Source organism: Pseudonocardia sp. Ae331_Ps2 (assembly GCF_001932405.1).
GTDB lineage: Bacteria > Actinomycetota > Actinomycetes > Mycobacteriales > Pseudonocardiaceae > Pseudonocardia.
The window spans coordinates 3,842,661-3,866,378 of the sequence record NZ_MCIM01000001.1; the positions used below are offsets into that span (position 1 = coordinate 3,842,661).

Genomic DNA, 23,718 nt, shown 5'->3' on the forward strand with positions numbered 1-23,718 from the left:
GAGTGGTTCGGTCAACAGGCCCCGCGGACAGCTGACCCCCTGGTGGTTCGCCGAGTTTCTCGGTGTGGTTGTCTTGGCGGGTCGAGGCGATCCGTCTTCAGGATCCCGCTTCCTTGTGTGGGGGTTGGGTGATTGCGGTGCGGGTGTCTTTTGAGAACTCAACAGTGTGTCGAGCTATATTGAATCGGTTTGGCGTTTTGTGCCAGATTGTTTGTTTGGTTGCAGCATTCGATCCCGTCGGGTGTTGTGGCTAGTTGTTTGTTGCAAGTCAGGGTTTTGTTGGAGAGTTTGATCCTGGCTCAGGACGAACGCTGGCGGCGTGCTTAACACATGCAAGTCGAGCGGTAAGGCCCTTTCGGGGGTACACGAGCGGCGAACGGGTGAGTAACACGTGGGTGACCTGCCCTCCACTCTGGGATAAGCCTGGGAAACTGGGTCTAATACCGGATAGGACCACTGGCTGCATGGTTGGTGGTGGAAAGTTTTTTCGGTGGGGGATGGGCCCGCGGCCTATCAGCTTGTTGGTGGGGTGATGGCCTACCAAGGCGGTGACGGGTAGCCGGCCTGAGAGGGCGACCGGCCACACTGGGACTGAGACACGGCCCAGACTCCTACGGGAGGCAGCAGTGGGGAATATTGCGCAATGGGCGGAAGCCTGACGCAGCGACGCCGCGTGGGGGATGACGGCCTTCGGGTTGTAAACCTCTTTCGCCAGGGACGAAGAGTGATTGACGGTACCTGGAGAAGAAGCACCGGCCAACTACGTGCCAGCAGCCGCGGTAACACGTAGGGTGCGAGCGTTGTCCGGAATTATTGGGCGTAAAGAGCTCGTAGGCGGTGTGTCGCGTCGGCCGTGAAAACTTGGGGCTTAACTCTGAGCGTGCGGTCGATACGGGCATCACTTGAGTTCGGCAGGGGAGACTGGAATTCCTGGTGTAGCGGTGAAATGCGCAGATATCAGGAGGAACACCGGTGGCGAAGGCGGGTCTCTGGGCCGATACTGACGCTGAGGAGCGAAAGCGTGGGGAGCGAACAGGATTAGATACCCTGGTAGTCCACGCCGTAAACGTTGGGCGCTAGGTGTGGGGACCATTCCACGGTTTCTGTGCCGCAGCTAACGCATTAAGCGCCCCGCCTGGGGAGTACGGCCGCAAGGCTAAAACTCAAAGGAATTGACGGGGGCCCGCACAAGCGGCGGAGCATGTGGATTAATTCGATGCAACGCGAAGAACCTTACCTGGGTTTGACATGCACCAGACATCCCTAGAGATAGGGCTTCCCTTGTGGTTGGTGTGCAGGTGGTGCATGGCTGTCGTCAGCTCGTGTCGTGAGATGTTGGGTTAAGTCCCGCAACGAGCGCAACCCTTGTTCCATGTTGCCAGCACGTTATGGTGGGGACTCATGGGAGACTGCCGGGGTCAACTCGGAGGAAGGTGGGGATGACGTCAAGTCATCATGCCCCTTATGTCCAGGGCTTCACACATGCTACAATGGCTCATACAGAGGGCTGCGAGACCGTGAGGTGGAGCGAATCCCTTAAAGTGAGTCTCAGTTCGGATCGGGGTCTGCAACTCGACCCCGTGAAGTTGGAGTCGCTAGTAATCGCAGATCAGCAACGCTGCGGTGAATACGTTCCCGGGCCTTGTACACACCGCCCGTCACGTCACGAAAGTTGGTAACACCCGAAGCCGGCGGCCCAACCCTTGTGGAGGGAGCTGTCGAAGGTGGGACTGGCGATTGGGACGAAGTCGTAACAAGGTAGCCGTACCGGAAGGTGCGGCTGGATCACCTCCTTTCTAAGGAGTCCCATCATGTGATGGGGCATCACATGGCTCTGCAGGGTTTTGCTCTGTGGGTTTCTGTGGTTCCTTCATTGAATCGCATCATCAGCTCCGTCTGTGGGTTGGGTGCGTTGGGTGGAACGCAGTTCGTTGGACCGGTTTGGCTTGGCACACTGTTGGGTCCTGAGGAGACACCTGGTGAACGGGTTGTTTTCTTTGGCCGCTCTGGTCGGGGGCTTCCTAACGCCTGCTTGTGGTGGGTGGTGGTTGTTCTTGGTTGGGTGTGGTTGTGGGTTGAGTGTTGCATAGTGGATGCGAGCATCTTGTTGTGGTCAAGTTGTTAAGAGCACATGGTGGATGCCTGGGCATCAGGAGCCGATGAAGGACGTGGGAGGCCGCGATAGGCCTCGGGGAGCTGTCAACCGAGCTGTGATCCGAGGGTGTCCGAATGGGGAAACCCAGCGCCCGTCATGGGGCGTTACCCGTACCTGAATTCATAGGGTGCGTGGAGGGAACGTGGGGAAGTGAAACATCTCAGTACCCACAGGAAGAGAAAACAATAGTGATTCCGTGAGTAGTGGCGAGCGAAAGCGGATGAGGCTAAACCGTGTCCGTGTCAAGCCGGCAGGCGTTGCGGGTGCGGGGTTGTGAGGCGTGTCGTTCATCTTCTGCCGAGGGTGGGACAGCATGAACCGGTGTTAGCGGAACGATTCTGGGATGGTCGGCCGTAGTGGGTGATAGCCCCGTACGCGAAAATGTTTGGTTCTGTTGTGGGCATTGTTCTCGAGTAGCAGCGAGCCCGTGAAATTCGCTGTGAATCTGGCGGGACCACCCGTCAAGCCTAAATACTACCTGGTGACCGATAGCGGACAAGTACCGTGAGGGAAAGGTGAAAAGTACCCCGGGAGGGGAGTGAAATAGTACCTGAAACCGTGTGCTTACAAGCCGTCAGAGCCTTGCGGGGTGATGGCGTGCCTTTTGAAGAATGAGCCTGCGAGTTATGCTTCGTGGCGAGGTTAACCTGTGTGGGGTAGCCGTAGCGAAAGCGAGTCCGAATAGGGCGGTTGAGTCGCGGGGTGTAGACCCGAAGCGGAGTGATCTACCCATGGCCAGGGTGAAGCGTCGGTAAGACGTCGTGGAGGCCCGAACCCACCAGGGTTGAAAACCTGGGGGATGAGCTGTGGGTAGGGGTGAAAGGCCAATCAAACTTCGTGATAGCTGGTTCTCCCCGAAATGCATTTAGGTGCAGCGTCGTGTGTTTCTCGCCGGAGGTAGAGCACTGGATGGCCTAGGGGGCCGACAAGCTTACCGAAGTCAGCTAAACTCCGAATGCCGGTGAGTGAGAGCGCGGCAGTGAGACTGCGGGGGATAAGCTTCGTGGTCGAGAGGGAAACAGCCCAGATCACCGGCTAAGGCCCCTAAGCGTGCGCTAAGTGGGAAAGGATGTGGGATCGCCCGGACAACCAGGAGGTTGGCTTAGAAGCAGCCACCCTTGAAAGAGTGCGTAATAGCTCACTGGTCAAGTGGTCCTGCGCCGACAATGTAGCGGGGCTCAAGCGCACCGCCGAAGCCGTGGCAATGACATCTTTGTGGTGTTGTTGGGTAGGGGAGCGTCCTGCGTCTGGTGAAGCCCGGGAGTGATTTACGGGTGGAGGGTGTGGGAGTGAGAATGCAGGCATGAGTAGCGAATGCAGAGTGAGAATCTCTGCCGCCGGATGACCAAGGGTTCCTGGGCCAGGTTGTTCCGCCCAGGGTGAGCCGGGACCTAAGGCGAGGCCGTCAGGCGTAGTCGATGGACAACGGGTTGATATTCCCGTGCTCGTGATAGTGCGTCCATGCCGAGGCTGGTGATGCTAACCATCCGAACCCACCTTCGCTCCTTCGGGAGTGTTGTTTGTGGGGGAGCGTGGGATCCGATCTGGTAGTAGGCAAGTGATGGGGTGACGCAGGAGGGTAGCTCCGCCACGCGGTGGTTGTCGTGGTGTAAGCCTGTAGCCTGATCTCCTAGGTAAATCCGGGGGGTCGTGAAGGGTGAGAGGTGATGCGTAGCCGATTGAGGCGAAGAGGGTGATCCCATGCTGTCGAGAAAAGCCTCTAGCGAGTGCTGTTGCGGCCCGTACCCCAAACCGACACAGGTGGTCAGGTAGAGAATACCGAGGCGATCGAGCGAACTGTGGTTAAGGAATTCGGCAAAATACCTCCGTAACTTCGGGAGAAGGAGGGCCGGTTGTCTTGATGCCCCGTGCGGGCTAGGGATGGCCGGTCGCAGAGACCAGGCCCAAGCGACTGTTTACTAAAAACACAGGTCCGTGCGAAGTCGCAAGACGATGTATACGGACTGACGCCTGCCCGGTGCTGGAACGTTAAGAGGACCTGTTAGTCCCCTTGTGGGGCGAAGCGGAGAATTTAAGCGCCAGTAAACGGCGGTGGTAACTATAACCATCCTAAGGTAGCGAAATTCCTTGTCGGGTAAGTTCCGACCTGCACGAATGGCGTAACGACTTGGGCGCTGTCTCGACCACAGACTCGGCGAAATTGCACTACGAGTAAAGATGCTCGTTACGCGCGGCAGGACGGAAAGACCCCGGGACCTTTACTATAGCTTGGTATTGGTGCTCGGTTCGGCTTGTGTAGGATAGGTGGGAGACTGTGAAGCTATCACGCCAGTGGTGGTGGAGTCGTTGTTGAAATACCACTCTGGTCGAATTGGGTGTCTTAACCTCGGGCCATGATCTGGTTCAGGGACAGTGCCTAGTGGGTAGTTTAACTGGGGCGGTTGCCTCCCAAAGAGTAACGGAGGCGCCCAAAGGTTCCCTCAGCCTGGTTGGCAATCAGGTGTTGAGTGTAAGTGCACAAGGGAGCTTGACTGTGAGACTGACGGGTCGAGCAGGGACGAAAGTCGGGACTAGTGATCCGGCACCACCTTGTGGAAGGGGTGTCGCTCAACGGATAAAAGGTACCCCGGGGATAACAGGCTGATCTTGCCCAAGAGTCCATATCGACGGCATGGTTTGGCACCTCGATGTCGGCTCGTCGCATCCTGGGGCTGGAGTAGGTCCCAAGGGTTGGGCTGTTCGCCCATTAAAGCGGTACGCGAGCTGGGTTTAGAACGTCGTGAGACAGTTCGGTCCCTATCCGCCGCGCGCGTTGGAGACTTGAGGAAGGCTGTCCCTAGTACGAGAGGACCGGGACGGACGAACCTCTGGTGTGCCAGTTGTCCCGCCAGGGGCACGGCTGGTTGGCTATGTTCGGGAGGGATAACCGCTGAAGGCATCTAAGCGGGAAGCCTGTTCCAAGATGAGGTCTCCCACCACCTTTGAGTGGGTAAGGCTCCCAGGAGATGACTGGGTTGATAGGCCGGAGATGGAAGCCCTGTGAGGGGTGGAGTTGACCGGTACTAATAGGCCGAGGGCTTGCCACAACGAGTTGTTCGCATCCACTGTGTGACCCTGAGCCCACAACCCTGTGCGGGTTGTGTGTTCGTAGGTCCCCCCATGTTTGTGTGGGGGTTTGTTGAATAGTGTTGTCGGTGGTCATTGCGGTAGGGGAACGCCCGGTCCCATTCCGAACCCGGTAGCTAAGCCTTCCAGCGCCGATGGTACTGCACTCGCCAGGGTGTGGGAGAGTAGGTCGCCGCCGACATTCAACATGATCAGGAAACGCCCCGGACTTCATTGTCCGGGGCGTTTCCTGTTTTCTGGGTTCTGTTCCGGTCGGCTCTCCGTAGGCTGCCAGGGCACGACAGCGCTGCCCACAGTGCGCCCGGCGGGGTGCGGGGCGTTGTGTGCCTGTGCTCTGGGCCCGCTTTCGGTTGTGGAGTCGGTCCCGTCCCGTCCCGTCCCGTTCTGTCCCGTTCTGTTCTGTTCTGCGCCGGCTGTGAGCCGGGCGGGGCACGGGGCACAGGTTTCTGTGACCTCGCATCTGCTGCAGGGTCTGCGAGGTCGTAGGACGGTGTGCGAGGTCGAACGCACCCGCGGCGATGGATGAGGCGCGGTAAGGCAGGGCGATGCGGGGTGAGAGTGGGCGGGGACTCGGCCCGGGGCCGGGGCCACGGCGACCCCCGGTTCACCGAGGATGCTGGCTCCACCGCCGACACTGCCTGATCGACGATGCTGCTCCACCAGACGACGCTGCTGTACCGGTGCGAGCGGCGGGAGCGGGGCGACGCACGCCGGTGGCGTCGTTCTGCTGCGCGTGGGAAGCGCAAGGGACGGGGTTCCCCGAGGGCCCGCGGAGCTGTCGGCACGAGGTCAGGTGCCGCGGTCACCGAGGAACGCGCCGTACGGACCGCGGAACACGGACGGGGGTCGGGTGGAACCGGACGGGCCTCGTGTACGACAGTGATGGTATGGACTGTCAGGGCTACCGCGAGGTGCTGTCCGCCCGGCTCGACGGCGAGGCGGCCGACGACGAGCGCGCGATGGCCGAGGACCACCTCGCCGGCTGCGCGTCCTGCCGTGCCTTCACCGACGGTGCCGACCGGCTCGGCCGGCTCGCCCGCGTCGGTCCGGCGGAACCGGTCCCCGATCTCACCGACCGGGTCCTCGCCGCGCTCGGCGTCGCCGTTCCGGCTCCGGCACCACCGCCCGCGGCCGTCCCCCGGCTGAGCTGCCTCGACGGCGGCTGCTGCGGCGGCTCGGCGGCACCGGCCCCGGTGGGCGCGGCGACCTCGGCGTGCGGATGCGCGAGTACCTGTGGCTGCGGCTGCCAGCAGGGCGCGCCCTGCCGCTGCGCCGTCCGCGCCGCCTAGGCGAGCGGTGCCGACCGCGGCGGCCGTTCCGGAACCGCCGCGACCGCCGAGCGGTGCGCACGGCGGGCTCGCCGACCGGCCCCCGGAGCCACCCCGTCGGCGGCGTCGCGACCGGTACCGGCGTGGTGCAATAGCCTTCCCGACATCCCGCTACCGCAGCGACTACATGCAGCGACGACACCGCAGTGACGACGAGGGAGCCGCATGAGTGCACCGCGCACGCCCGGCCCGGGCGCGCTGTCCCCGCAGGCGACACCCGAGCTCGCCGACGAGCTCACCCGCATCGCGTGGCGGGTCGACCGCTGGATCGACCCCGGTCCGGCGTCGGTCGTCGCGGGGGCGGGGGTCGCCGCCGTCGTCGCCGCCCTGCTCATGCCCTGGTCGACCCACGGCGCCGGGTGGGAGGTCCTCACCGGCCGGGCCGCCATGGGGCCGCTGCCGTGGCTGTTCACCGTGGTCGCCGTCGTCGCGGTGGGGGTGTCGGTGCTCGCCCTGCTGACCCGCTTCTGGCCGCTGGCCTGGACCGCGGCCACCGTCACCGGCGTCGGCGCGGTCACCGGGCTCTGGGCGGTGTGGTCGCGCCAGACCGCCGTCGCCGGCACCGACGACATCGGACCGGGGCTGGTCGTCACCGTGCTCGGGGTGCTCGTGCTGTTCGGCACCTGGGCACGCACCGTCGTCGCCTGCGGGCCCCGCGCCCCGCACGGCCCGCCCGCCTGACCCCTGCGGCTCAGGCCGCCAGCACGGCTACCCGGCGCGCGGCCAGGTCCTCCAGGACACCGACCGCGTCCTCCACCGGCGGCAGCGCCAGCATCGCGCGTTGGGCCGAGCGGATCCGCGCGCGGACGTCGTCGTCGGACAGGAGACGCGTGCAGGTCGCCGCGATCTCGGCGGCGTCGGGAGCGCAGTGCGAGCCCAGCCCGAGTTCGGCGACCCGCCCGGCGTTGTGCTCCTGGTCCCCGAACTGCGGCAGCACCGCCAGCGGGACGCCGTGCCGCACGGCCTCGCGGATGCCGTTGTAGCCGCCGTGGGTGAGGAACAGGTCCGCGACCTGGAGCAGCAGCGGCTGCGGCACCCACGAAGCAGGATGCACGTGCGGAGGCAGGTCCAGGTCGTCGACCGGCAGGCCGCCGGTGGACAGCACCACCTCGGCGTCGAGCCGGGACGCCGCCTCCGCCACGGTGCGCAGCGCCGCGTGCGGGTCGACGGGGGCGCGGCGCTGGGCACGTCCGGCCATCGCCGGCATCGCCGTCCCCAGTCCCGCGAGGACGAGCGGCCGGTTCCCGGGCAGCGCGGCGACCCAGCCGGGCACCGTCTCGCCGCGGGTGACCTGGTCGTCCTGGCGGAACGCCCGCGCCGGCGCCACCTGCGGCTCGGCCAGCGAGAACTGCTGCGGCATGCAGTCCAGCCGCCCCCACCGGTGCAGCGCAGCCGGGTCGTCCGGGACGGCGAAGCCGAGCTCCTCGCGACGCTCGGTCAGCGCGTCGGCGACGACGTGCGGGGCGAGGACGTTGCCCGCGCCCGACGGTGCCGCCACGCACGGCACCCCCAGGTGCTCGGCCACCAGGAACCCCGCGGTCTCGCCGCCGTCGCGCAGCACCAGGTCCGGGACCCCGTGGGCCCGCACGAGTGCGAGCAGCGCCCGCGCCGAGCCCGTCACCTGCGGACCCGCGAACAGGGTCGGCAGCAGCGCCGTCGTCGCCTCGGCCGGGGTCAGCGTCGCCAGCGCGGCGGGCCCGCCGAGCCGGGCGAGAACCGGGCCGAGGTGTCCGGCGGCGTCGGCCATCGTCGGGAGCACCGGCTCGACGACGACGGGCGCACCGTCGAACACCCCCGCGACGTCGGGCGGGCACGCCACCACGACCCGGTGGCCGGCATCGCCCAGCGCCCGGGCGAAGGGGAGCACGGCCCGGCCGTGCGAGGGCGAACCGGTGACACTGCAGAGAACGAGCACCCGGTCATGATCGGTCGGATCGTTGCGATAGGCAACTGATCACGTGCGGGTCCAGCGCCCCAGCACCATCAGCGTCCGGGTCCCGGTGACGGTGCCGTTGCGCCGCAGCCGGTCGATGACCTCCTGCAGGTGCGCGAGATCGCGCACCCGGACCTGGACCAGGGCGTCGAGGTCACCGGCGAGGGTGTAGACCGCCTGCACCTCCGGCTGGCGCGACGCCGTGTCGACGATCTCCGAGACGCTGGCGGTGCCGGCGTAGCGGATCTCACTGAACGCCTCGACCGGCCAGCCCAGCTTGGCGTGGTCGACCTGCACGGTGAAGCCGGTGATCACCCCGGACTCACGCAGCCGGTCGACCCGGCGCTTGGTCGCGGCGGTGGACAGCCCGACCCGTGCGGCCATGTCGGCGTAGGTGCGGCGCGCGTCCTCGTGCAGCAACCGCAGGATCGCGTGGTCCAGCTCGTCGACCTCGGTCTCGGGCACAGCACCTCCGGCGCAACGGATTCACTCCTGTGTGGCCGCCACACGGTATCCGTTGCGTTCTCTCGGTCAGAGTCCCCTCGGCTGTTGCGTCGTGGCGCTCGTCACGCTGTCCTGAGCGGGCCGCGCCGCCCACCCGACGAGGAGCTGTCACCGATGACCGTGCTGGACGACAAGTACCTCGCCACCCACGGGCGGGCTCCGATGACCGGGATCCAGGCGCTGGTGCGGCTCGTGCTCGAACAGGCCCGCCTCGACACCGCGCGCGGCTTCGACACGGCCTCGTTCGTCTCGGGCTACCAGGGCTCCCCGCTCGGCACCTTCGACGCCGAGCTCGGCCGCGCCCGGACCCACCTCGACGCCGAGCGCGTGGTCTTCCGGCCCGGGCTCAACGAGGAGCTCGCCGCCACCGCCGTCGCCGGCACCCAGCTGCTCGACGCCGTCCCCGGTCGCCGCCACGACGGCGTCGTCGGCTGGTGGTACGGCAAGAACCCCGGCCTCGACCGGGCCGCCGACGCCATCCGGCACGGCAGCCTGGCCGGCACCGCCCGGCTCGGCGGCGCCGTCGCGATCATCGGCGACGACCCGTCCTGCAAGTCCTCCACCGTGCCCAGCTCCTGCGAGCCGATGGCGCAGTCCCTGACGATGCCGCTGCTCGCGCCCGGCTCGGTGGCCGAGGTGATCGAGCTGGGCCTGCACGCGGTCGCGCTGTCCCGGGCCACCGGGCTCTGGACCGGCCTGAAGATCATCGCCGACGTCGCCGACGCCTCCTGCACCGTCGACCTCGGCGCGCTGCGCCCGGAGCTGGTCGGCGTCCCGGCCCCGCCCGCCACCGACCGCGCGCAGGCCGGCCCGCTCGTCGGGCCCGCCGCCGTCGAGGCCGAGCACGACCAGCTCACCCGCAGGCTCGACCTGGCCCGCCAGTACGCCCGCGAGACCGGGCTCAACCGCGTCACCTTCACCTCCCGCGACCCGCACCTCGCCGTGCTCGCCTCCGGTACCGGGTACGCCACCGTGCTGCGGGCGTGCGAGGACCTGGGCCTGGGCGAGGCCGAGCTCGACGCACTCGGCGTGCGTCTGATCCGCCTCGCCATGCCGTTCCCGGTCGACGCCGACGCGCTCGCCGGACTCGTCGAGGGCTGCGCCGAGGTGCTCGTGGTCGAGGACAAGGTGCCGTTCCTGGAGGGCCACCTGCGCGACGCTCTCTACGGGCGCGACCACCGGCCGACGGTCACCGGCCGCCGCGACGACCGCGGCCGCCCGCTGCTGTCCGCCCGCGGCCAGCTCGGCGCCGAGGACGTGGCCCGCGCCCTGGCCGCCCGGCTCACCGCCGCCGGACGGACGCTGCCCGCCGCGGCGAGCGTGCACCTGGAGCGCCTCGCCCCGCCGAAGCCGTCGCGGATCGGTCTGGACCTGCTCGGGAACCGGACGCCGTACTTCTGCTCCGGCTGCCCGCACAACACCTCCACCCGCACCGGCGACGACACGCTCGTCGGCGTCGGGATCGGCTGCCACGCGATGATCGCCCTCGACGGTGAGCACCGCGGCCGGCAGATCGGGCTGACCCAGATGGGCGGCGAGGGCGCCCAGTGGATCGGCCTGGCCCCGTTCACCGACGACCGCACCCTCGTGCAGAACCTCGGCGACGGCACCTTCCACCACTCCGGCTCGCTCGCGATCCGCGCCGCCGTCGCCGCCGGGGTCACCATGACCTACAAGCTGCTCTACAACGACGCCGTCGCCATGACCGGAGGGCAGCGCGCCGAGGGACGGATGAACGTCCCCGACATCACCCGCTCGCTCGCCCTGGAGGGCGTGCGCCGCATCGTCGTCACCACCGACGACCCGCGCGACTACCGCGGCATCGCCCTCGACCCGATCGCGAGCGTCCGCCACCGCGACGAGCTGGCCGCGGTCGAGCAGGAGCTCGTGGCCCTCGACGGCGTCACCGTCCTGATCCACGACGACCGCTGCGCCGCCGAGGAGCGCCGGCTGCGCAAGCGCGGGAAGCTGCCCGCCCCGGCGGAGAAGGTGCTGATCAACGAGCGGGTCTGCGAGGGTTGCGGCGACTGCGGTGACCAGTCGACCTGCCTGTCGGTGCTGCCGGTGGAGACCGAGTTCGGCCGCAAGACCACCATCCACCAGTCGTCCTGCAACACCGACTACTCCTGCCTCAAGGGCGACTGCCCGTCGTTCCTGACGGTGGTGCCCGGCACCCGGGCGCGCCGGGAGATCCCGCCGCTGCCGGTCACGCTCGTCGCCCCCGAGCCGCGGGTCGACCAGGACGCGACCCTGATCCGGATGCCCGGCATCGGCGGCACCGGCGTCGTCACCGCCTCGGCGATCCTGCAGATGGCCGCCCACCTCGACGGGCTGTTCGCCGCCGGGCTGGAGCAGGTCGGGCTCGCGCAGAAGGGCGGCCCGGTCGTCTCCGACGTCCGGATCGCCAAGCAGCCCCACCACGGGATCCTGCGCGCCTCCCGCGGCACCGCGGACGTGCTGATCGGGATGGACCTGGTCGGCACCGCCTCCGACGCGACGCTCGCGGTCGCCCGGCCCGGGCACACCGTCGCCGTCGTCAACACCTCGCTCGTGCCGACCGCGGCCATGGTCACCGGACGCGTCGTGCTGCCCGGCTCCACCGACGACGCAGTCGAGCGGATCGGCGCGGTCGCCCGCGACCTGCTCGCCGTCGACGCCCAGACGCTGTCCGAGGCGCTGTTCGACGACCACCTGCCCACCAACATGCTGCTGCTCGGTGCCGCCTACCAGCACGGGGTGCTCCCGGTGTCGGTCGAGGCGCTGGAGGAGGCGATCCGGGTCAACGGCGCGGCCGTGGAGACCACGCTGACCGCGTTCCGCTGGGGCCGGGCCGCCGCGATCGACGCCGCCGCCGTGCGCCGGGCGCTCCTCGCGCCGCAGCCGGCCCCGGTCGCCGTCGACGAGGTGTCCGCGGCGCTGGCCCGCTCGGTCGCCACGGGCTCCGAGCTCGCCGAGGCGCTGGCCACCCGCATCGCCGACCTCACCGGCTACCAGGACGCCGCCTACGCGCACCGCTATGCCGAGGAGGTCCGCCGGGTGGCGGCCATCGCCGCCGCCCGGGCCGGGGACGCGGCCGGCGAGCGCGTCGGCGCCGCCTACGCCCGCGGCCTGCACCGGCTCATGGCCTACAAGGACGAGTACGAGGTCGCCCGCCTGCACCTGGACCCGGTCGAGACCGCCCGCCGTGACGCCGCGTTCGGTCCCGACGCCCGGGTCTCGGTGATGCTGCACCCGCCGGTGCTGCGCGCGCTGGGGATGAACCGCAAGATCGCCCTCGACGGCCGGCTGGCCGGCCCCGCGTTCCGCGCGCTGCGCGCGGCCCGGCGGCTGCGCGGCACCCCGCTGGACGTGTTCGGCCGCGCCGGGGTCCGCCGGGTGGAGCGCGAGCTGGTGGGGGAGTACCAGACGCTGGTCCGCGCCGCGCTGGACCGGCTCACGCACGACACCGTCGACGGTGTGGTCGCCGTCGCCGAGACCGTGGACCTGGTGCGCGGCTACGAGGACGTCAAGCTCGGCAACGTCGAGCGGTTCCGGGAGCAGGCCCGGACCGCGCTCGCCGCCCTGACCGGCTGACTCTCAGCGACTCGCGCGGGCGCGCCTCAGGCATCCCTCAGCGTTGCGGCGCACAATCGCCCGCGTGGGGGAACGCCTGATCGCACAGCACTGGAACGACCGTCTCCGGGAGACCCGCACCGGGCGACGGTGGCGCCGCCCGGACCCGTCGGTGCTGCGGCGGCTCGGGATCGGGATCCTGGCCGGCGGGCTCGTCCTCGCCGGGTGCGCGGCCCCCGCCGCGGCGGGCGTCGCCGCCGTCGCCTCGGTCGTGCCACCGGGGACGACCGGCGACCTGCCGAACGCGGCGTCGCTGCCCGCGGCGACGGTCCTCACCGACCGCGACGGCACCCCGATCGCCTACCTCGACGAGCAGTACCGGATCCCCGTCCCCTACGACCGGATCTCCCCGTCGATGGTCGCCGCGATCGTCGACGTCGAGGACCGCCGGTTCTTCGACGAGTCCGGGGTGGACCCCGTCGGCACCCTGCGCGCACTGGTCACCGACGCCGCGGGCGGCGCCGTGCAGGGCGGCTCCACCATCACCCAGCAGTACGTGAAGAACTGGCTGATCGACGTCGTCGACCGCGACGACCCCGCCGCCCAGCGGGCCGACCACGCCGACACCCCGACCCGCAAGATCCGCGAGGCGGTGCTCGCCCAGCGCCTGGCGCACAGCACGTCCAAGCAGGACGTGCTCGCCGGGTACCTCAACACCGTCGAGTTCACCGGCAACGTCTACGGCGTCGAGGCCGCCGCGCGCGCCTGGTTCGGCACCGACGCCGCGCACCTGACGGTCCCGCAGGCCGCGCTGCTCGCGGGCGCGGTCAACAACCCCACCCTGTTCGACCCGTTCCGCCACCCGCAGGCCGCGACCGACCGGCGCAACACCGTGATCGCGGCGATGCGCGACGCCGGGTCGCTCACCCCGGTCCAGGCTGCCGAGGCCACGGCCGCGCCGCTCGGGGTGCGCCCCGGCGGGCCGCAGGTCCCCGGGCACAACTGTTACGGCGCCACCGACGGCGCCGGGTTCCTCTGCGAGTACGCGGTGTCCGAGCTGGAGAAGGCGGGGTTCACCGAGCAGCAGCTCGACACCGGCGGCTACACGATCCGCACCACCCTCGACCCGGCCGCGACGGCGTCGGCGCAGCAGGCGGTCGACGCGAACGTGCCGCGCACCCAGGACGGCGTCGCCAACACCCTGGCGCTGATCCGGCCCGGCCACGGCGACGCCGCCACCGGCGACCACCAGATCCTCGCCATGGTCGCCAACCGCCGGCCCGGCACCGACGCCGCGGCCGGCGACACCACGCGCGACCTCGTCGCCGCGCCGTCGAACGTCTTCGGTGCCGGTTCCACCTTCAAGATCTTCACCACCGCCGCGGCACTGGAGGCGGGCACCGTCGGCTACGACAGCACGCTGCCCGACCCGGCCTCGGCGTGCTTCCCCGGCGCGGGGAGCAGCTGCTACCCCGTCAGCAACGACACCCCGAACTACCCGGACCCGATCCCGCTGCCCGTCGCGCTCGCGACCTCGCCGAACACCGCGTTCGTCGACCTCGAGGAACGCACCGGGATCCCCCGGGTGGTGGACATGGCGCGCCGGCTCGGGCTGCGCGACACCCTCGCGTCGAACGCGGTGGGCGGGACGCCGGACCCCTCGTCGCCGGACGCGCGGATCTCCCCGCCGCAGTCGCAGTTCTTCGCGGACCTCCCGTCGTTCACCCTCGGGGTCAGCCCGGTGTCCACGCTGGAGGAGGCGAACGTCGCGGCGACGATCCAGAGCGACGGCGTCTGGTGCGCCCCGGACGCGGTGCTGTCGGTGACCGGCCGCGACGGTGCGGCGGTGCCGGTGAACCGGCCCGCCTGCGAGCAGGCCGTCGCCCCCGGCGTCGCGCACACCCTGGCCGCCGGGCTCGGTGGCGACACCGTGACCGGCACCTCGGCGGCCGCGGCGCGGGCCGAGGGCTGGACGCGCCCCACGATCGGCAAGACCGGCACGACGAACTCCTCGGAGTCGGTCGCGTTCGTCGGGGCCACCGGCGGCATCGACGGCGTGGCGGGGTCCTCGATGGTGTTCGCCGACGGCCCGAACCCGTCGGAGATCTGCCCCGGCGACCCCGTGCACCTCGGCGACTGCGGGCACGGCGCGTTCGGCGGGACCGTCGCGGCGCCGCCGTTCTTCGCCGCTGTCGACCCGCTGGTCGCCGGGCGGGCCGACGTGCCGCTGCCCGACCCGGACCCGGCCTACCTGCAGCCCCGCAACGGGTGACGCGCCTACTTCAGCAGCTTCTGGACCTCGCGGAAGCGCGGATGCGCGGCGTCGCGCAGCCACTCGAACAGCACCATCTCCGAGGTGACGACCTCCGCCCCGGCCGAGCGCGCCCGCTCCAGCGCCAGCTGCTCGTCCTGCGGGAACCGGGACCCGACGGCGTCGGCGACGACCACCACCCGGCGGTCCTCGGCGCGCAGCTCCAGCACGGTCTGCAGCACGCAGACGTGCGCCTCCACCCCGGCGACGACGATCTCGGTGCGGCCGGGCGGGAACAGCACGCCGTCGTCGGCGGCGAAGCGGGTCTTGGGCATCACCAGGTGCGGCAGGCCGGCGAGCCGCTCGACGGTCGGGCCGAGCTTCTCCGGGACCTGCTCGGTGGCCAGCACCGGGACCTCCAGCAGGGTCGCGGCCTCGGCGAGCCGGGCGGCGCGCTCGACGACGCGATCGCCGTCGTGCATCGCGGGGACCAGGCGCTCCTGCAGGTCGACCAGGAGCAGGACGGCCTTGCCTGCGGTCATCAGCACGGCGGAGACGGTACGGCCGGCGACCGGTCCCGCACCACCGCCCCGGTCAGCCGCGCGACGCGGCGATCACCCGGTCCAGCACCGTCCGCAGCTCCTCCAGCTCCGGCAGCGGCATCCCGAGCCGGTCCACGATCGCCGCCGGGATCGCCTCGGCCCGCGCCCGCAGCGCCCACCCGGCGTCGGTGAGCGACACCGCCATCGTCCGCTCGTCACCCGGGACCCGGCGCCGGTCGACCAGGCCCGCGGCCTCGAGCCGCTTGAGCAGCGGCGACAGCGTGCCGGGGTCGAGCGCGAGCTCCCGGGCCAGGTCGCCGAGCGAGCGCGGGGAGCGCTCCCACAGTGCGAGCAGCACCAGGTACTGCGGGTGGGTCAGCCCCATCGGCTCCAGCAGCGGCCGGTACAGCGCGATGACGTTGCGGGCCGCGACGGCGAGGGCGAAGCAGACCTGACGGTCGAGCCGGAGGAGGTCGTCGTCACCCGGGGATGCGCTCGGCATGGCACCCATCGTACATTGTTGGTGCACCAAGAATTGGGGGACCAACAATGGATCAGCGGCCGAACCCCGTCCAGTGGCTGGCCTACGCCTACGGCGCCGGGCTGCCCTCCCGGTTCCGGGGCTGGGTCCTGCACGACGTCACCACCCGGACCTGGCAGCTGCGTCACCTGGTGCGCACCACCGTGCAGCTGCTGCCGATCGGCGTGCTGCTCTACCTGCTGATCCCCGGCCCGGTGTACGTCCGGGCGCTGTCGGTGCTGGCCGGGGCGATCCTCGGCTACTTCTACTCGCTCGCCTACATGTACGAGTCCGCCGAGCACCGCGTCGCTAAGGCGGGGTACCCGGTGGGGCACGCCGCCGCGGTGCGCGAGAAGGCCGACGAGGGGACCCGCGAGGCCGCGCGGGAACGCTACGAGCGCCGCTGGCGCGGCTAGGGTCCGGAACCCGGCAGGATGGGCCCCGTGACCGTCCACCCCGGCCCGGCGTCCGTCGCCGCCCGCCTCGACGCCGAGGACCCGCTCGCCGCCCTCCGGGAGCGGTTCCTGCCCGCCGACGGCGTCGTCGCCTACCTCGACGGCAACTCCCTCGGCCGCCCGCTGCGCGCGGCTGCCGAGCGGATGGAGCGCTTCGTCCGCGCGGACTGGGGCACCCGGCTGATCCGCGGCTGGGACGAGGGCTGGATCGACCGTCCGCGCACCCTCGGCGACCGGATCGGCGCCGCCGCGCTGGGGGCGGGGCCGGGGCAGGTCGTCGTCGCCGACTCCACCACGGTGCTGCTCTACAAGCTGGCCCGCGCCGCCCTGGACGAGCGCGCGGCGCACGGCCGGGACGAGATCGTCGTCGACACCGACAACTTCCCGACCGACCGCTACGTGGTCGAGGGCATCGCCGCCGAGCGCGGCGCGTCGCTGCGCTGGATCGAGTCCGACCCGGCCGCCGGGGTGACCCCGGAGCAGGTCGCGGCGGCCGTCGGGCCGCGCACCGCGCTGGTGCTGCTGTCCCACGTCGCCTACCGGTCCGGGTTCCTCGCCGACGGCCCCGCGATCACCCGGGTCGCGCGCGACGCCGGCGCCCTGGTGCTCTGGGACCTGTCGCACTCGGTCGGCTCGGTCCCGGTCGAGCTCGACGCCTGGGGCGCCGACCTCGCGGTCGGCTGCGGCTACAAGTACCTGAACGGCGGGCCGGGCGCGCCCGCGTTCGGCTACCTCGCCGCCCGGCACACCGGCGCGCTGCGCCAGCCGATCACCGGCTGGTTCGGCCACCGCGCCCCGTTCGCGATGGGCCCCGGCCACGAGCCCGCGCCCGACGTGCGGGCGCTGTTGTCCGGCACCCCGCCGGTGCTGGCCTCGGTGCCGCTGGAGTGCGGCGTGGAGCTGCTCGCCGAGGCCGGGATCGACGCGGTCCGGGCGAAGTCGCTGCGGCTGACGGCGTTCGCACTCGACCTGGCCGACACCCTGCTCGCCCGGCACGGTGTACAGGTCGCCTCACCGCGCGACCCCGACCGCCGCGGCGGGCACGTCACATTGCGCCGGTCCGACTTCGCCGAGGTCAACGCCCGGCTGTGGGAGCGCGGCGTGATCGGCGACTTCCGCGCCCCGGACGGCATCCGGATCGGGCTCGCACCGCTGTCGACGTCGTTCGCCGAGGTCGCGGCGGGCATGACCGCGCTGGCCGAGGAGGTCGCGCGATGAGCCCGGAGCACCGACGCGCCCGGCCCGGCCCGTCGGCGTCCGCGCGGCACCCGCAGGGGCAGGACGCGGCTCACGGCTCCTGTGCGCGGCGCCGCGGCGAGAGCCCCGACCGGTACTGCTTCGGGATCGCGTGCCCGCGGAAGTCCTGGTCGAGGGCCGCGTTCAGCGTCCAGTACGGGTCCACCAGGTGCGGACGGGCGATGGCACACAGGTCCGCCCGGCCGGAGGCGATGATCGTGTTCGCATCCTCGACGCTGGACACCGCGCCGACGGTGATCGTCGGGACACCGGTCTCCTGCCGGATCCGGTCGGCGAACGGCGTCTGGTAGAGCCGCCCGTAGCGCGGCCTCGCCTCGGTGCTGGTCTGGCCGGTCGAGACGTCGACGATGTCCGCGCCGTGCGCGTGCAGCATCGGGGCCAGGGCCACCGCGTCGTCGCCGTCGAAACCGCCCTCGACCCAGTCGGTGGCGCTGATCCGGACGCTGATCGGCCGGTCGGCCGGCCACACCTCGCGCACGGCGTCGAGGATCCGCAGGCCCAGGCGGGCCCGGTTCGCCAGGCTGCCGCCGTAGGAGTCGGTCCGCCGGTTCGACACCGGGGACAGGAAGCTCGACACCAGGTACCCGTGCGCGAAGTGCAGCTCGATCATGTCGAACCCGGCGTCGGCGGCGCGGCGGGCCGCGGCGATGTGGTCGGCGACGACCCGGTCGAGGTCGGCCTCGGTCGCCTCGCGCGGGACCTGGCTGTCGGGCCGGTAGCGCACCGGCGACGGCGCCAGGATCTCCCAGCTGCCGTCGGGGAGGGGCTCGTCGATGCCCTCCCACATGACCTTCGTCGAGCCCTTGCGCCCGGCGTGGCCGATCTGGGCGGCGATCTTCGCGCCGGTGTTCTCGTGCACGAAGCGCACGACGCGTGCCCAGGCGTCCCGCTGGTCGTCGGTGTACAGGCCGGGGCAGCCGGGGGTGATCCGGCCGTCGGCGGAGGTGCAGATCATCTCCGTCATGACGAGCCCGGCGCCGCCCTGCGCCCGCCCGCCGAGGTGCACGAGGTGCCAGTCGGTCGGCACGCCGTCCACGGCGGAGTACTGTGCCATCGGCGAGACGACGATCCGGTTCGCCAGGGTCATGCCGCGCAGCCGGTAGGGGTGGAACATCGGCGGGGTCCCGGTCTCGACGTCGCAGCCCAGCTCGCGGGTGCGGTCGGCGAGCCAGGCGTCGACCCGGCCGACGTAGCCGGCGTCGCGCAGCTTGAGATTGTCGTAGGTGACCCGCTGCGAGCGGGTGAGCAGCTGGAACACGAACTGCTCGGGGGCCAGGCCACGGTAGCGGCGCACGCCCTCGAACCACTCCAGGCTGGTCTGCGCGGAGCGCTGCAGCGACTCGACGACCGGCTTGCGGTCCTCCTGGTAGGCCTTGAGCGCGGCCTCGACGGTCGGTTCCCGGTCCACCGCGCCGACCAGCCCGATCGCGTCCTCCAGCGCGAGCTTGGTGCCCGAGCCGATGGAGAAGTGCGCGGTGTGCGCGGCGTCGCCGACGAGCGCCACGTTCCCGGCGCGCCAGGACCCGCTGCGCAGCACGCCGAAGGACAGCCAGCCGGAGTTGTTGCCGATCAGGCCGTGGCCGTCGAGCAGGTCGGCGAAGACCTCCTCGCAGAAGCGCAGGGAGCGCTCGTCGTTCTCGCCGGGCCTGCGCTCGGCGGCGGCGAACTCCGCGAGCCCGGCCCGCTCCCAGGTGTCGGAGTCGGTCTCGACGATGAAGGTGGAGCGCTCGCCGTCGAACGGGTAGATGTGCGCCCAGAACAGCCCGAACCTGGTCTCGACGAACTGGAAGGTGAAGCAGTCGAACGGCCGGGTGGTGGCGAACCAGACGTACTGGGCGGTCCGCCGGTCCAGGGTGGGCCGGAACTCCTCGGCCAGCGCCTCGCGGATGCGGGAGTTCACGCCGTCGGCGGCGATGACCAGGTCGTGGTCGCGGCGCAGGGTGTCCAGGTCCGGCGCCTCGGTGGAGAAGCGCAGGTCGACCCCGAGCTCCGCGGCCCGCTCGCCGAGGATGCCGAGCAGCCGCTTGCGCTCCAGCGCGGCGAAGGCGTGCCCGTCGCTGCGCTCGCGGACCCCGAGGACGTCGACGTCGATCGCCGACCAGTGCCGGAACTCCGCGGCGATGCGGTCGAGCGACTCCGGGTCGGCGGCGCGGATGTTGTCCAGCGTCTCCTCGGAGAACACGACGCCGAAGCCGAAGGTGTCGTCGGCGCGGTTGCGCTCGTAGACCACCACCTCGCGTGACGGGTCGGACTTCTTGAGCAGGATCGCCGAGAACAGCCCACCGGGGCCGCCACCGACGGAGACGATCTTCTAGGCTGCGGCGCTCACGGGAGAGCTCACGGGAGACTCACCAGTCCTTCCTGGACGACCGAGGCCAGCAGCCGGCCGTCGGCGGAGTAGAGGCGGGCGGTGCCGAGCCCGGTGCCGCGGGTGGCGACCGGGGAGGTCTGGACCAGTGCGACCCAGGAGTCCATGCGGCCGTCGTGGTGCCACCACATGGCGTGGTCGAGGCTGGCGGTGACGACGCCGTCGTCGGCCCAGGCCGAGCCGTGGCGGCGCAGGATCGGCTCGAGCAGGGTGTAGTCGCAGACGTAGGCCAGGGCGCTGCGGTGGATCGCCGGGTCGTCGGGCAGCCGTTCCCAGGCCTTCAGCCACACGGTCTGCCGGGCGACGCGCTCGCCGCCGGCGTCGGTGTAGAGCGCCGAGGGGGAGTGCCGGATGTCGAAGCCGCGGTGGAAGCGCCAGTACTCGGCGTCGCGGGTGTCCGCGCCGACGAGCACGTCGGCGGTGCTCGGCAGCTCGCTCGGGTCACCCGCCTCGGGCGGCAGCGTGTCGGAGTGCTCGACGGCGCCCGCGGTGGGCACCGCGAACTGGGCCATCGCCCGGAAGATCTCCTTGCCGCCCTGCAGGCCGCGCACCGCGCGGTGGGAGAAGCCGCGGCCGTCGCGGACGCGCTCGACCTCCCAGCGGGTCTGCGTGTGCACGTCGCCGGCGCGCAGGAAGTAGCCGTGCAGGTTCGCGACGCGGCGGTCCTCGCCGACGGTGAGGGTCATGGCCCGCTCGGCCTGTGCGACGAGCTCGCCGCCGTAGGCGCGGCCCGACGGGATGACCTGGTGGCGGGCGAGGAACGCGTCGTCGCCGTCCTTCTGCAGGTCCAGGGCGGCGAGCAGCGGGGCGACCGACCGCTCGGTGTCCGCGGGCATGGGGGTGGTGTGCTCGGTGCTCATGCGCGGCGGTATCCCTCGAGGCTCGCGTCGTCGACCTCGGGGAGGTTGACGACGATGTTGTCCGGCGTCCGGCAGGTCAGCCACACCAGTTCCTCGGTGGTCGACATGTTGCCCTCGACGTGCGGCATGAACGGCGGGACGAACACGAAGTCGCCCTCGGTCATCTCGATCCACTGCTCGTAGTTCTCGCCGTACCAGATGCGGCCGGTGCCGGACAGCACGTAGCCGCCGGTCTCGGCCTCGCCGTGGTGGTGCGGCAGCGAGCGGTAGCCCGGCTCGTTGGAGACCCGGCCGAACCAGATCCGGGTGGCCGGGGTGTGCTGCGGCGACACGCCGGAGACACGGACGCAGCCACCGGACTGGCCGGTGCCGGTGTCCTCGGACCCGGCCCGGGTCACGACGGGGACGGCCGACCAGGCCAGCTCGGTGGCGTCCTTGCTCTGCTCACTCATGCGCACTCCCTGTGCTCGGTGCCGGTCTTCTCGATGCGGATCGGGGTGGTCAGGACGCCGACGCCGGCCAGCTCGACCTCGACGACGTCGCCGTCGGCCAGGGCGCGGGGCGGGGACATCCCGGCGCCGACCCCGGCGGGGGTGCCGGTGAGCACGACGTCGCCGGGGGACAGCCGGGTGAACGCCGAGACGTAGGCGAGCAGCGCGGGCGCGTCGAACACCAGGTCCGCGGTGTCGCCGGACTGCACGAGCTCGCCGCCGACCCGGCAGGTCAGCGCGAGGCCGGCGGCCGGGTCCAGCTCGTCGGGGGTGACGAGCACCGGGCCGAGCGGGGTGGTGGCGTCGAACGCCTTGCCCGGCAGCCACTGCCCGGTGTGGCGCTGCCAGGAGCGGACCGACAGGTCGTTCGCGGCGGTGTACCCGGCGATCGCGGCGGTCGCCTCGTCGCGGTCCGCGCGGTGCAGCGGTGCCCCGACGACGACGGCGAGCTCGGCCTCCCAGTCCAGGCCCTCGGCCCAGTCCGGCACCGTCACGGTGTCCGCGGGCCCGGTGAGGGTGTCGGCGAACTTGGTGAACAGCGTCGGGTGGGCGGGCAGCTCGCGGCCCATCTCGCGGATGTGTCCCGCGTAGTTGTGCCCGCAGCACACCACCTTCGCCGGGTGCGGGACGACCGCGGCGAGGTCCTCGCCCCCGGGGACCGCCCCCGGTGCGGCGACGGCGCGGGCCCGGCCGGGGCCGTCCGGGTCGGCCAGCAGCGCACCGACGTCGCGGTACCCCAGCGGCACCCACCGCCCGTCGGCGGCGACGGCGGCGACGGTGGTGTCCGCGCGGCGCAGGGTCGCCAGGCGCATCCCGACCTCCGGTTGTGTCGATTTCTTGACGAGAACCACTGAAACACGATGAACGGTGTCGCGGCAAGCGCGCCGCGATCATCTGCGTCAGGTGGACAGCGTCCGCGTTTCGCGGCCATGACGTGCTGATCTCGTCCCCCGGGTGCCTCGGTGACGGGGGTTGTCGGAAGTCGCCGTTCCGTGCTGTGATGACTGTCGTCACGTCAGCGACATACGGCTTGCGCCGGGAGAAGGGGACGTCGTGACCGACCAGCCGTTCTGGAACCCCAAGACCGAGCTCATGCCGCGCGCGGAGCTCGTCGAGCTGCAGCTCGCGAAGCTGCGCCGGGTGCTGGCCTGGGCGAAGGACCGCAGCCCGTACTACCGGCGCACCCTCGCCGGCGTCGACCCGGACCGGATCCGCACCCGCGACGACCTGGCGCGCATCCCGTTCCTCACCCGCGAGGAGTGGATGGCTTCCCAGGACACGCACCCGCCGTTCGGCGAGCTGCCGGTCACCGGGCCGGAGTCGGCGATCCGGCTGCACACCACGTCCGGCACCTCCGGACGCACCCCGCTGCGTGCCTTGGACTCCCGCAAGGACTGGTCGTGGTCGGCGGAGATGTGGTGCTACGCGCTGTGGGGCGCCCGGGTCCGCCCGCGCGACGTCGGCTACGTCGCGTTCGGCTACGGCTCGTTCATCGGGTTCTGGGGCCTGCACAACGGGCTGGAGAAGATCGGCGCGCTGACCATCCCCGGCGGCGCGCAGTCCACCGCCCAGCGGGTGCGCCAGATCCACGACTTCGGCGCGACCGTCGTCGCGTCCACCCCGACCTACGCGCTGCGCCTGGCCGCCGAGGCCGAGGAGCTGGGCATCGACCTGGTGAACGGCCCGGTCCGCCGGGTGATCCTCTCCGGCGAGCCCGCCGGGTCGATCCCGGAGACCACGGCGCTGATCGAGCGGAAGTGGGGCGCGCGGGCCTACGACACCGCGGGCATGACCGAGGTGTCGACGATCGTCATGTTCACCCCCGCCGAGCAGCCCGGCGGCTGCCACGTCATCGAGGACCACCTCCTGGAGGAGGTGATCGACCCCGAGACCGGGCGCGAGGTCGGCTACGGCGAGCGCGGCGAGCGCGTCTGCACCTCCTTCGGGCGCTCGACCACCCCGTTGCTGCGCTACCGCACCGCCGACCTGGTGGTGAAGGTCCCCGGCACGGCGACGACCTCCGGGCGCACCTGGGACCTGTACCAGGGCGGGATCATCGGCCGAGTCGACGACATGAAGCTCGTCCGCGGCACCAACGTCTACCCCGGCGCCGTCGAGGCGATCGTGCGCGGCTTCGACGGGATCGAGGAGTTCCAGATCCGCATCTCCCGCCCCGGCGACCGCGACGAGATCGAGCTGCTGCTCGAACCCGCGGCCACCGTCGACGGCACCGCCTGGGACCTGCTCTCCGGGCGGGTCGCGGCCGAGCTGGCCGACGCGCACGAGGGCCTGCGCTTCCACGTCCGCCGCGCCGCGACCGGGGAGCTGCCCCGCTTCGAGCTGAAGGCCAAGCGGCTCACCGACCTGCGTCCGGCCGTCTGACCGGGCCCGCCGCCGACCCGACCCGCGAGGAGC

At 70.8% G+C, this 23,718-nt stretch carries 15 protein-coding genes and 3 rRNA genes; 10 read left to right on the forward strand and 8 right to left on the reverse strand.

Going from position 1 to position 23,718, the window contains the following annotated elements:
- The first annotated feature begins 276 nt into the window (after positions 1-276).
- The 5 genes from Ae331Ps2_RS18470 to Ae331Ps2_RS18490 all read left to right on the forward strand — a co-directional run bounded on the left by Ae331Ps2_RS18470 (position 277) and on the right by Ae331Ps2_RS18490 (position 7,251).
- A 16S ribosomal RNA gene (locus Ae331Ps2_RS18470) occupies positions 277-1,796 on the forward strand.
- 315 nt (positions 1,797-2,111) lie between these two features.
- A 23S ribosomal RNA gene (locus Ae331Ps2_RS18475) occupies positions 2,112-5,202 on the forward strand.
- Positions 5,203-5,306: 104 nt separating this feature from the next.
- Positions 5,307-5,423 (forward strand): 5S ribosomal RNA (gene rrf / locus Ae331Ps2_RS18480).
- The 16S, 23S and 5S rRNA genes sit together here, the layout of an rRNA operon.
- A gap of 706 nt (positions 5,424-6,129) precedes the next feature.
- Positions 6,130-6,531, forward strand: coding sequence for a zf-HC2 domain-containing protein (locus tag Ae331Ps2_RS32105; protein ID WP_075307503.1), 402 nt, complete (start codon positions 6,130-6,132; stop codon positions 6,529-6,531).
- A 204-nt stretch (positions 6,532-6,735) separates the two neighbouring features.
- Positions 6,736-7,251: a hypothetical protein gene (locus Ae331Ps2_RS18490; RefSeq protein ID WP_075307501.1), complete on the forward strand. Its 516-nt coding sequence runs from the start codon at positions 6,736-6,738 to the stop codon at positions 7,249-7,251.
- A 10-nt stretch (positions 7,252-7,261) separates the two neighbouring features.
- Here the strand turns inward: Ae331Ps2_RS18490 and Ae331Ps2_RS18495 are convergent, their stop codons facing one another.
- Positions 7,262-8,485 carry a glycosyltransferase gene (locus Ae331Ps2_RS18495; protein WP_075307499.1) on the reverse strand — a complete coding sequence of 408 codons (1,224 nt, stop codon included), beginning with the start codon at positions 8,483-8,485 and terminating at the stop codon, positions 7,262-7,264.
- Positions 8,486-8,524: 39 nt separating this feature from the next.
- Complete coding sequence (locus Ae331Ps2_RS18500; RefSeq protein WP_020627910.1) at positions 8,525-8,968, reverse strand: Lrp/AsnC family transcriptional regulator; 444 nt, start codon at positions 8,966-8,968, stop codon at positions 8,525-8,527.
- Positions 8,969-9,121: 153 nt separating this feature from the next.
- On the opposite strand from Ae331Ps2_RS18500, the gene Ae331Ps2_RS18505 reads away from it, so the two are divergent.
- Together Ae331Ps2_RS18505 and Ae331Ps2_RS18510 are read left to right on the forward strand one after the other, a co-directional pair.
- On the forward strand, positions 9,122-12,580 hold the full coding sequence (locus tag Ae331Ps2_RS18505) for an indolepyruvate ferredoxin oxidoreductase family protein (RefSeq protein ID WP_075307497.1): 3,459 nt from the start codon (positions 9,122-9,124) through the stop codon (positions 12,578-12,580).
- A 64-nt stretch (positions 12,581-12,644) separates the two neighbouring features.
- Positions 12,645-14,831 (forward strand): transglycosylase domain-containing protein, encoded by a 2,187-nt coding sequence (locus Ae331Ps2_RS18510; RefSeq protein ID WP_249265582.1) that lies wholly within the window; start codon positions 12,645-12,647, stop codon positions 14,829-14,831.
- Positions 14,832-14,836: 5 nt separating this feature from the next.
- Here Ae331Ps2_RS18510 and Ae331Ps2_RS18515 read toward each other — a convergent pair whose 3' ends face one another.
- Together Ae331Ps2_RS18515 and Ae331Ps2_RS18520 are read right to left on the reverse strand one after the other, a co-directional pair.
- Positions 14,837-15,352, reverse strand: coding sequence for an isochorismatase family protein (locus Ae331Ps2_RS18515; RefSeq protein WP_170918331.1), 516 nt, complete (start codon positions 15,350-15,352; stop codon positions 14,837-14,839).
- Positions 15,353-15,404: 52 nt separating this feature from the next.
- Positions 15,405-15,854 (reverse strand): MarR family winged helix-turn-helix transcriptional regulator, encoded by a 450-nt coding sequence (locus Ae331Ps2_RS18520; protein WP_020625052.1) that lies wholly within the window; start codon positions 15,852-15,854, stop codon positions 15,405-15,407.
- Positions 15,855-15,901: 47 nt separating this feature from the next.
- Here Ae331Ps2_RS18520 and Ae331Ps2_RS18525 point away from each other — a divergent pair, with 47 nt between their 5' ends.
- Complete coding sequence (locus tag Ae331Ps2_RS18525; protein ID WP_020625051.1) at positions 15,902-16,288, forward strand: DUF5313 family protein; 387 nt, start codon at positions 15,902-15,904, stop codon at positions 16,286-16,288.
- A gap of 27 nt (positions 16,289-16,315) precedes the next feature.
- The gene (locus Ae331Ps2_RS18530) at positions 16,316-17,545 is read left to right on the forward strand and encodes a kynureninase (RefSeq protein WP_233147610.1); all 1,230 of its coding nucleotides are present in this window, start codon (positions 16,316-16,318) and stop codon (positions 17,543-17,545) included.
- Between the two features lie 70 nt (positions 17,546-17,615).
- On the opposite strand, the gene Ae331Ps2_RS18535 is transcribed toward Ae331Ps2_RS18530, so the two are convergent.
- From Ae331Ps2_RS18535 to Ae331Ps2_RS18550, 4 genes are read right to left on the reverse strand one after another with little or no spacing between them, the layout of a single operon-like run.
- A complete protein-coding gene (locus Ae331Ps2_RS18535) occupies positions 17,616-19,892 on the reverse strand; it encodes a bifunctional salicylyl-CoA 5-hydroxylase/oxidoreductase (protein WP_083695729.1) in 2,277 nt (758 codons plus the stop codon).
- 29 nt (positions 19,893-19,921) lie between these two features.
- On the reverse strand, positions 19,922-20,812 hold the full coding sequence (locus Ae331Ps2_RS18540) for an acyl-CoA thioesterase II (protein WP_082375496.1): 891 nt from the start codon (positions 20,810-20,812) through the stop codon (positions 19,922-19,924).
- Positions 20,809-21,264 (reverse strand): cupin domain-containing protein, encoded by a 456-nt coding sequence (locus Ae331Ps2_RS18545; protein WP_075312102.1) that lies wholly within the window; start codon positions 21,262-21,264, stop codon positions 20,809-20,811. Before Ae331Ps2_RS18545 ends, Ae331Ps2_RS18540 begins: the two co-directional genes overlap by 4 nt.
- Complete coding sequence (locus Ae331Ps2_RS18550; RefSeq protein ID WP_075307488.1) at positions 21,261-22,115, reverse strand: fumarylacetoacetate hydrolase family protein; 855 nt, start codon at positions 22,113-22,115, stop codon at positions 21,261-21,263. The genes Ae331Ps2_RS18545 and Ae331Ps2_RS18550 overlap by 4 nt, the downstream gene beginning before the upstream one ends.
- 241 nt (positions 22,116-22,356) lie before the next feature.
- Here Ae331Ps2_RS18550 and Ae331Ps2_RS18555 point away from each other — a divergent pair, with 241 nt between their 5' ends.
- Positions 22,357-23,685, forward strand: a complete 1,329-nt coding sequence (locus Ae331Ps2_RS18555) for a phenylacetate--CoA ligase family protein (RefSeq protein WP_083695731.1) — start codon at positions 22,357-22,359, stop codon at positions 23,683-23,685.
- The last annotated feature ends 33 nt before the right edge of the window (positions 23,686-23,718 follow it).

Bases quoted from the DNA above. Each gene is read 5' to 3' on its own strand.
- Ae331Ps2_RS18540 (WP_082375496.1), bottom strand. From the start codon at position 20,812: ATGAGCACCGAGCACACCACCCCCATGCCCGCGGACACCGAGCGGTCG.
- Ae331Ps2_RS18520 (WP_020625052.1), bottom strand. From the start codon at position 15,854: ATGCCGAGCGCATCCCCGGGTGACGACGACCTCCTCCGGCTCGACCGT.
- Ae331Ps2_RS32105 (WP_075307503.1), top strand. From the start codon at position 6,130: ATGGACTGTCAGGGCTACCGCGAGGTGCTGTCCGCCCGGCTCGACGGC.
- Ae331Ps2_RS18490 (WP_075307501.1), top strand. From the start codon at position 6,736: ATGAGTGCACCGCGCACGCCCGGCCCGGGCGCGCTGTCCCCGCAGGCG.
- Ae331Ps2_RS18550 (WP_075307488.1), bottom strand. From the start codon at position 22,115: ATGCGCCTGGCGACCCTGCGCCGCGCGGACACCACCGTCGCCGCCGTC.
- Ae331Ps2_RS18545 (WP_075312102.1), bottom strand. From the start codon at position 21,264: ATGAGTGAGCAGAGCAAGGACGCCACCGAGCTGGCCTGGTCGGCCGTC.
- Ae331Ps2_RS18525 (WP_020625051.1), top strand. From the start codon at position 15,902: ATGGATCAGCGGCCGAACCCCGTCCAGTGGCTGGCCTACGCCTACGGC.
- Ae331Ps2_RS18515 (WP_170918331.1), bottom strand. From the start codon at position 15,352: ATGACCGCAGGCAAGGCCGTCCTGCTCCTGGTCGACCTGCAGGAGCGC.
- Ae331Ps2_RS18505 (WP_075307497.1), top strand. From the start codon at position 9,122: ATGACCGTGCTGGACGACAAGTACCTCGCCACCCACGGGCGGGCTCCG.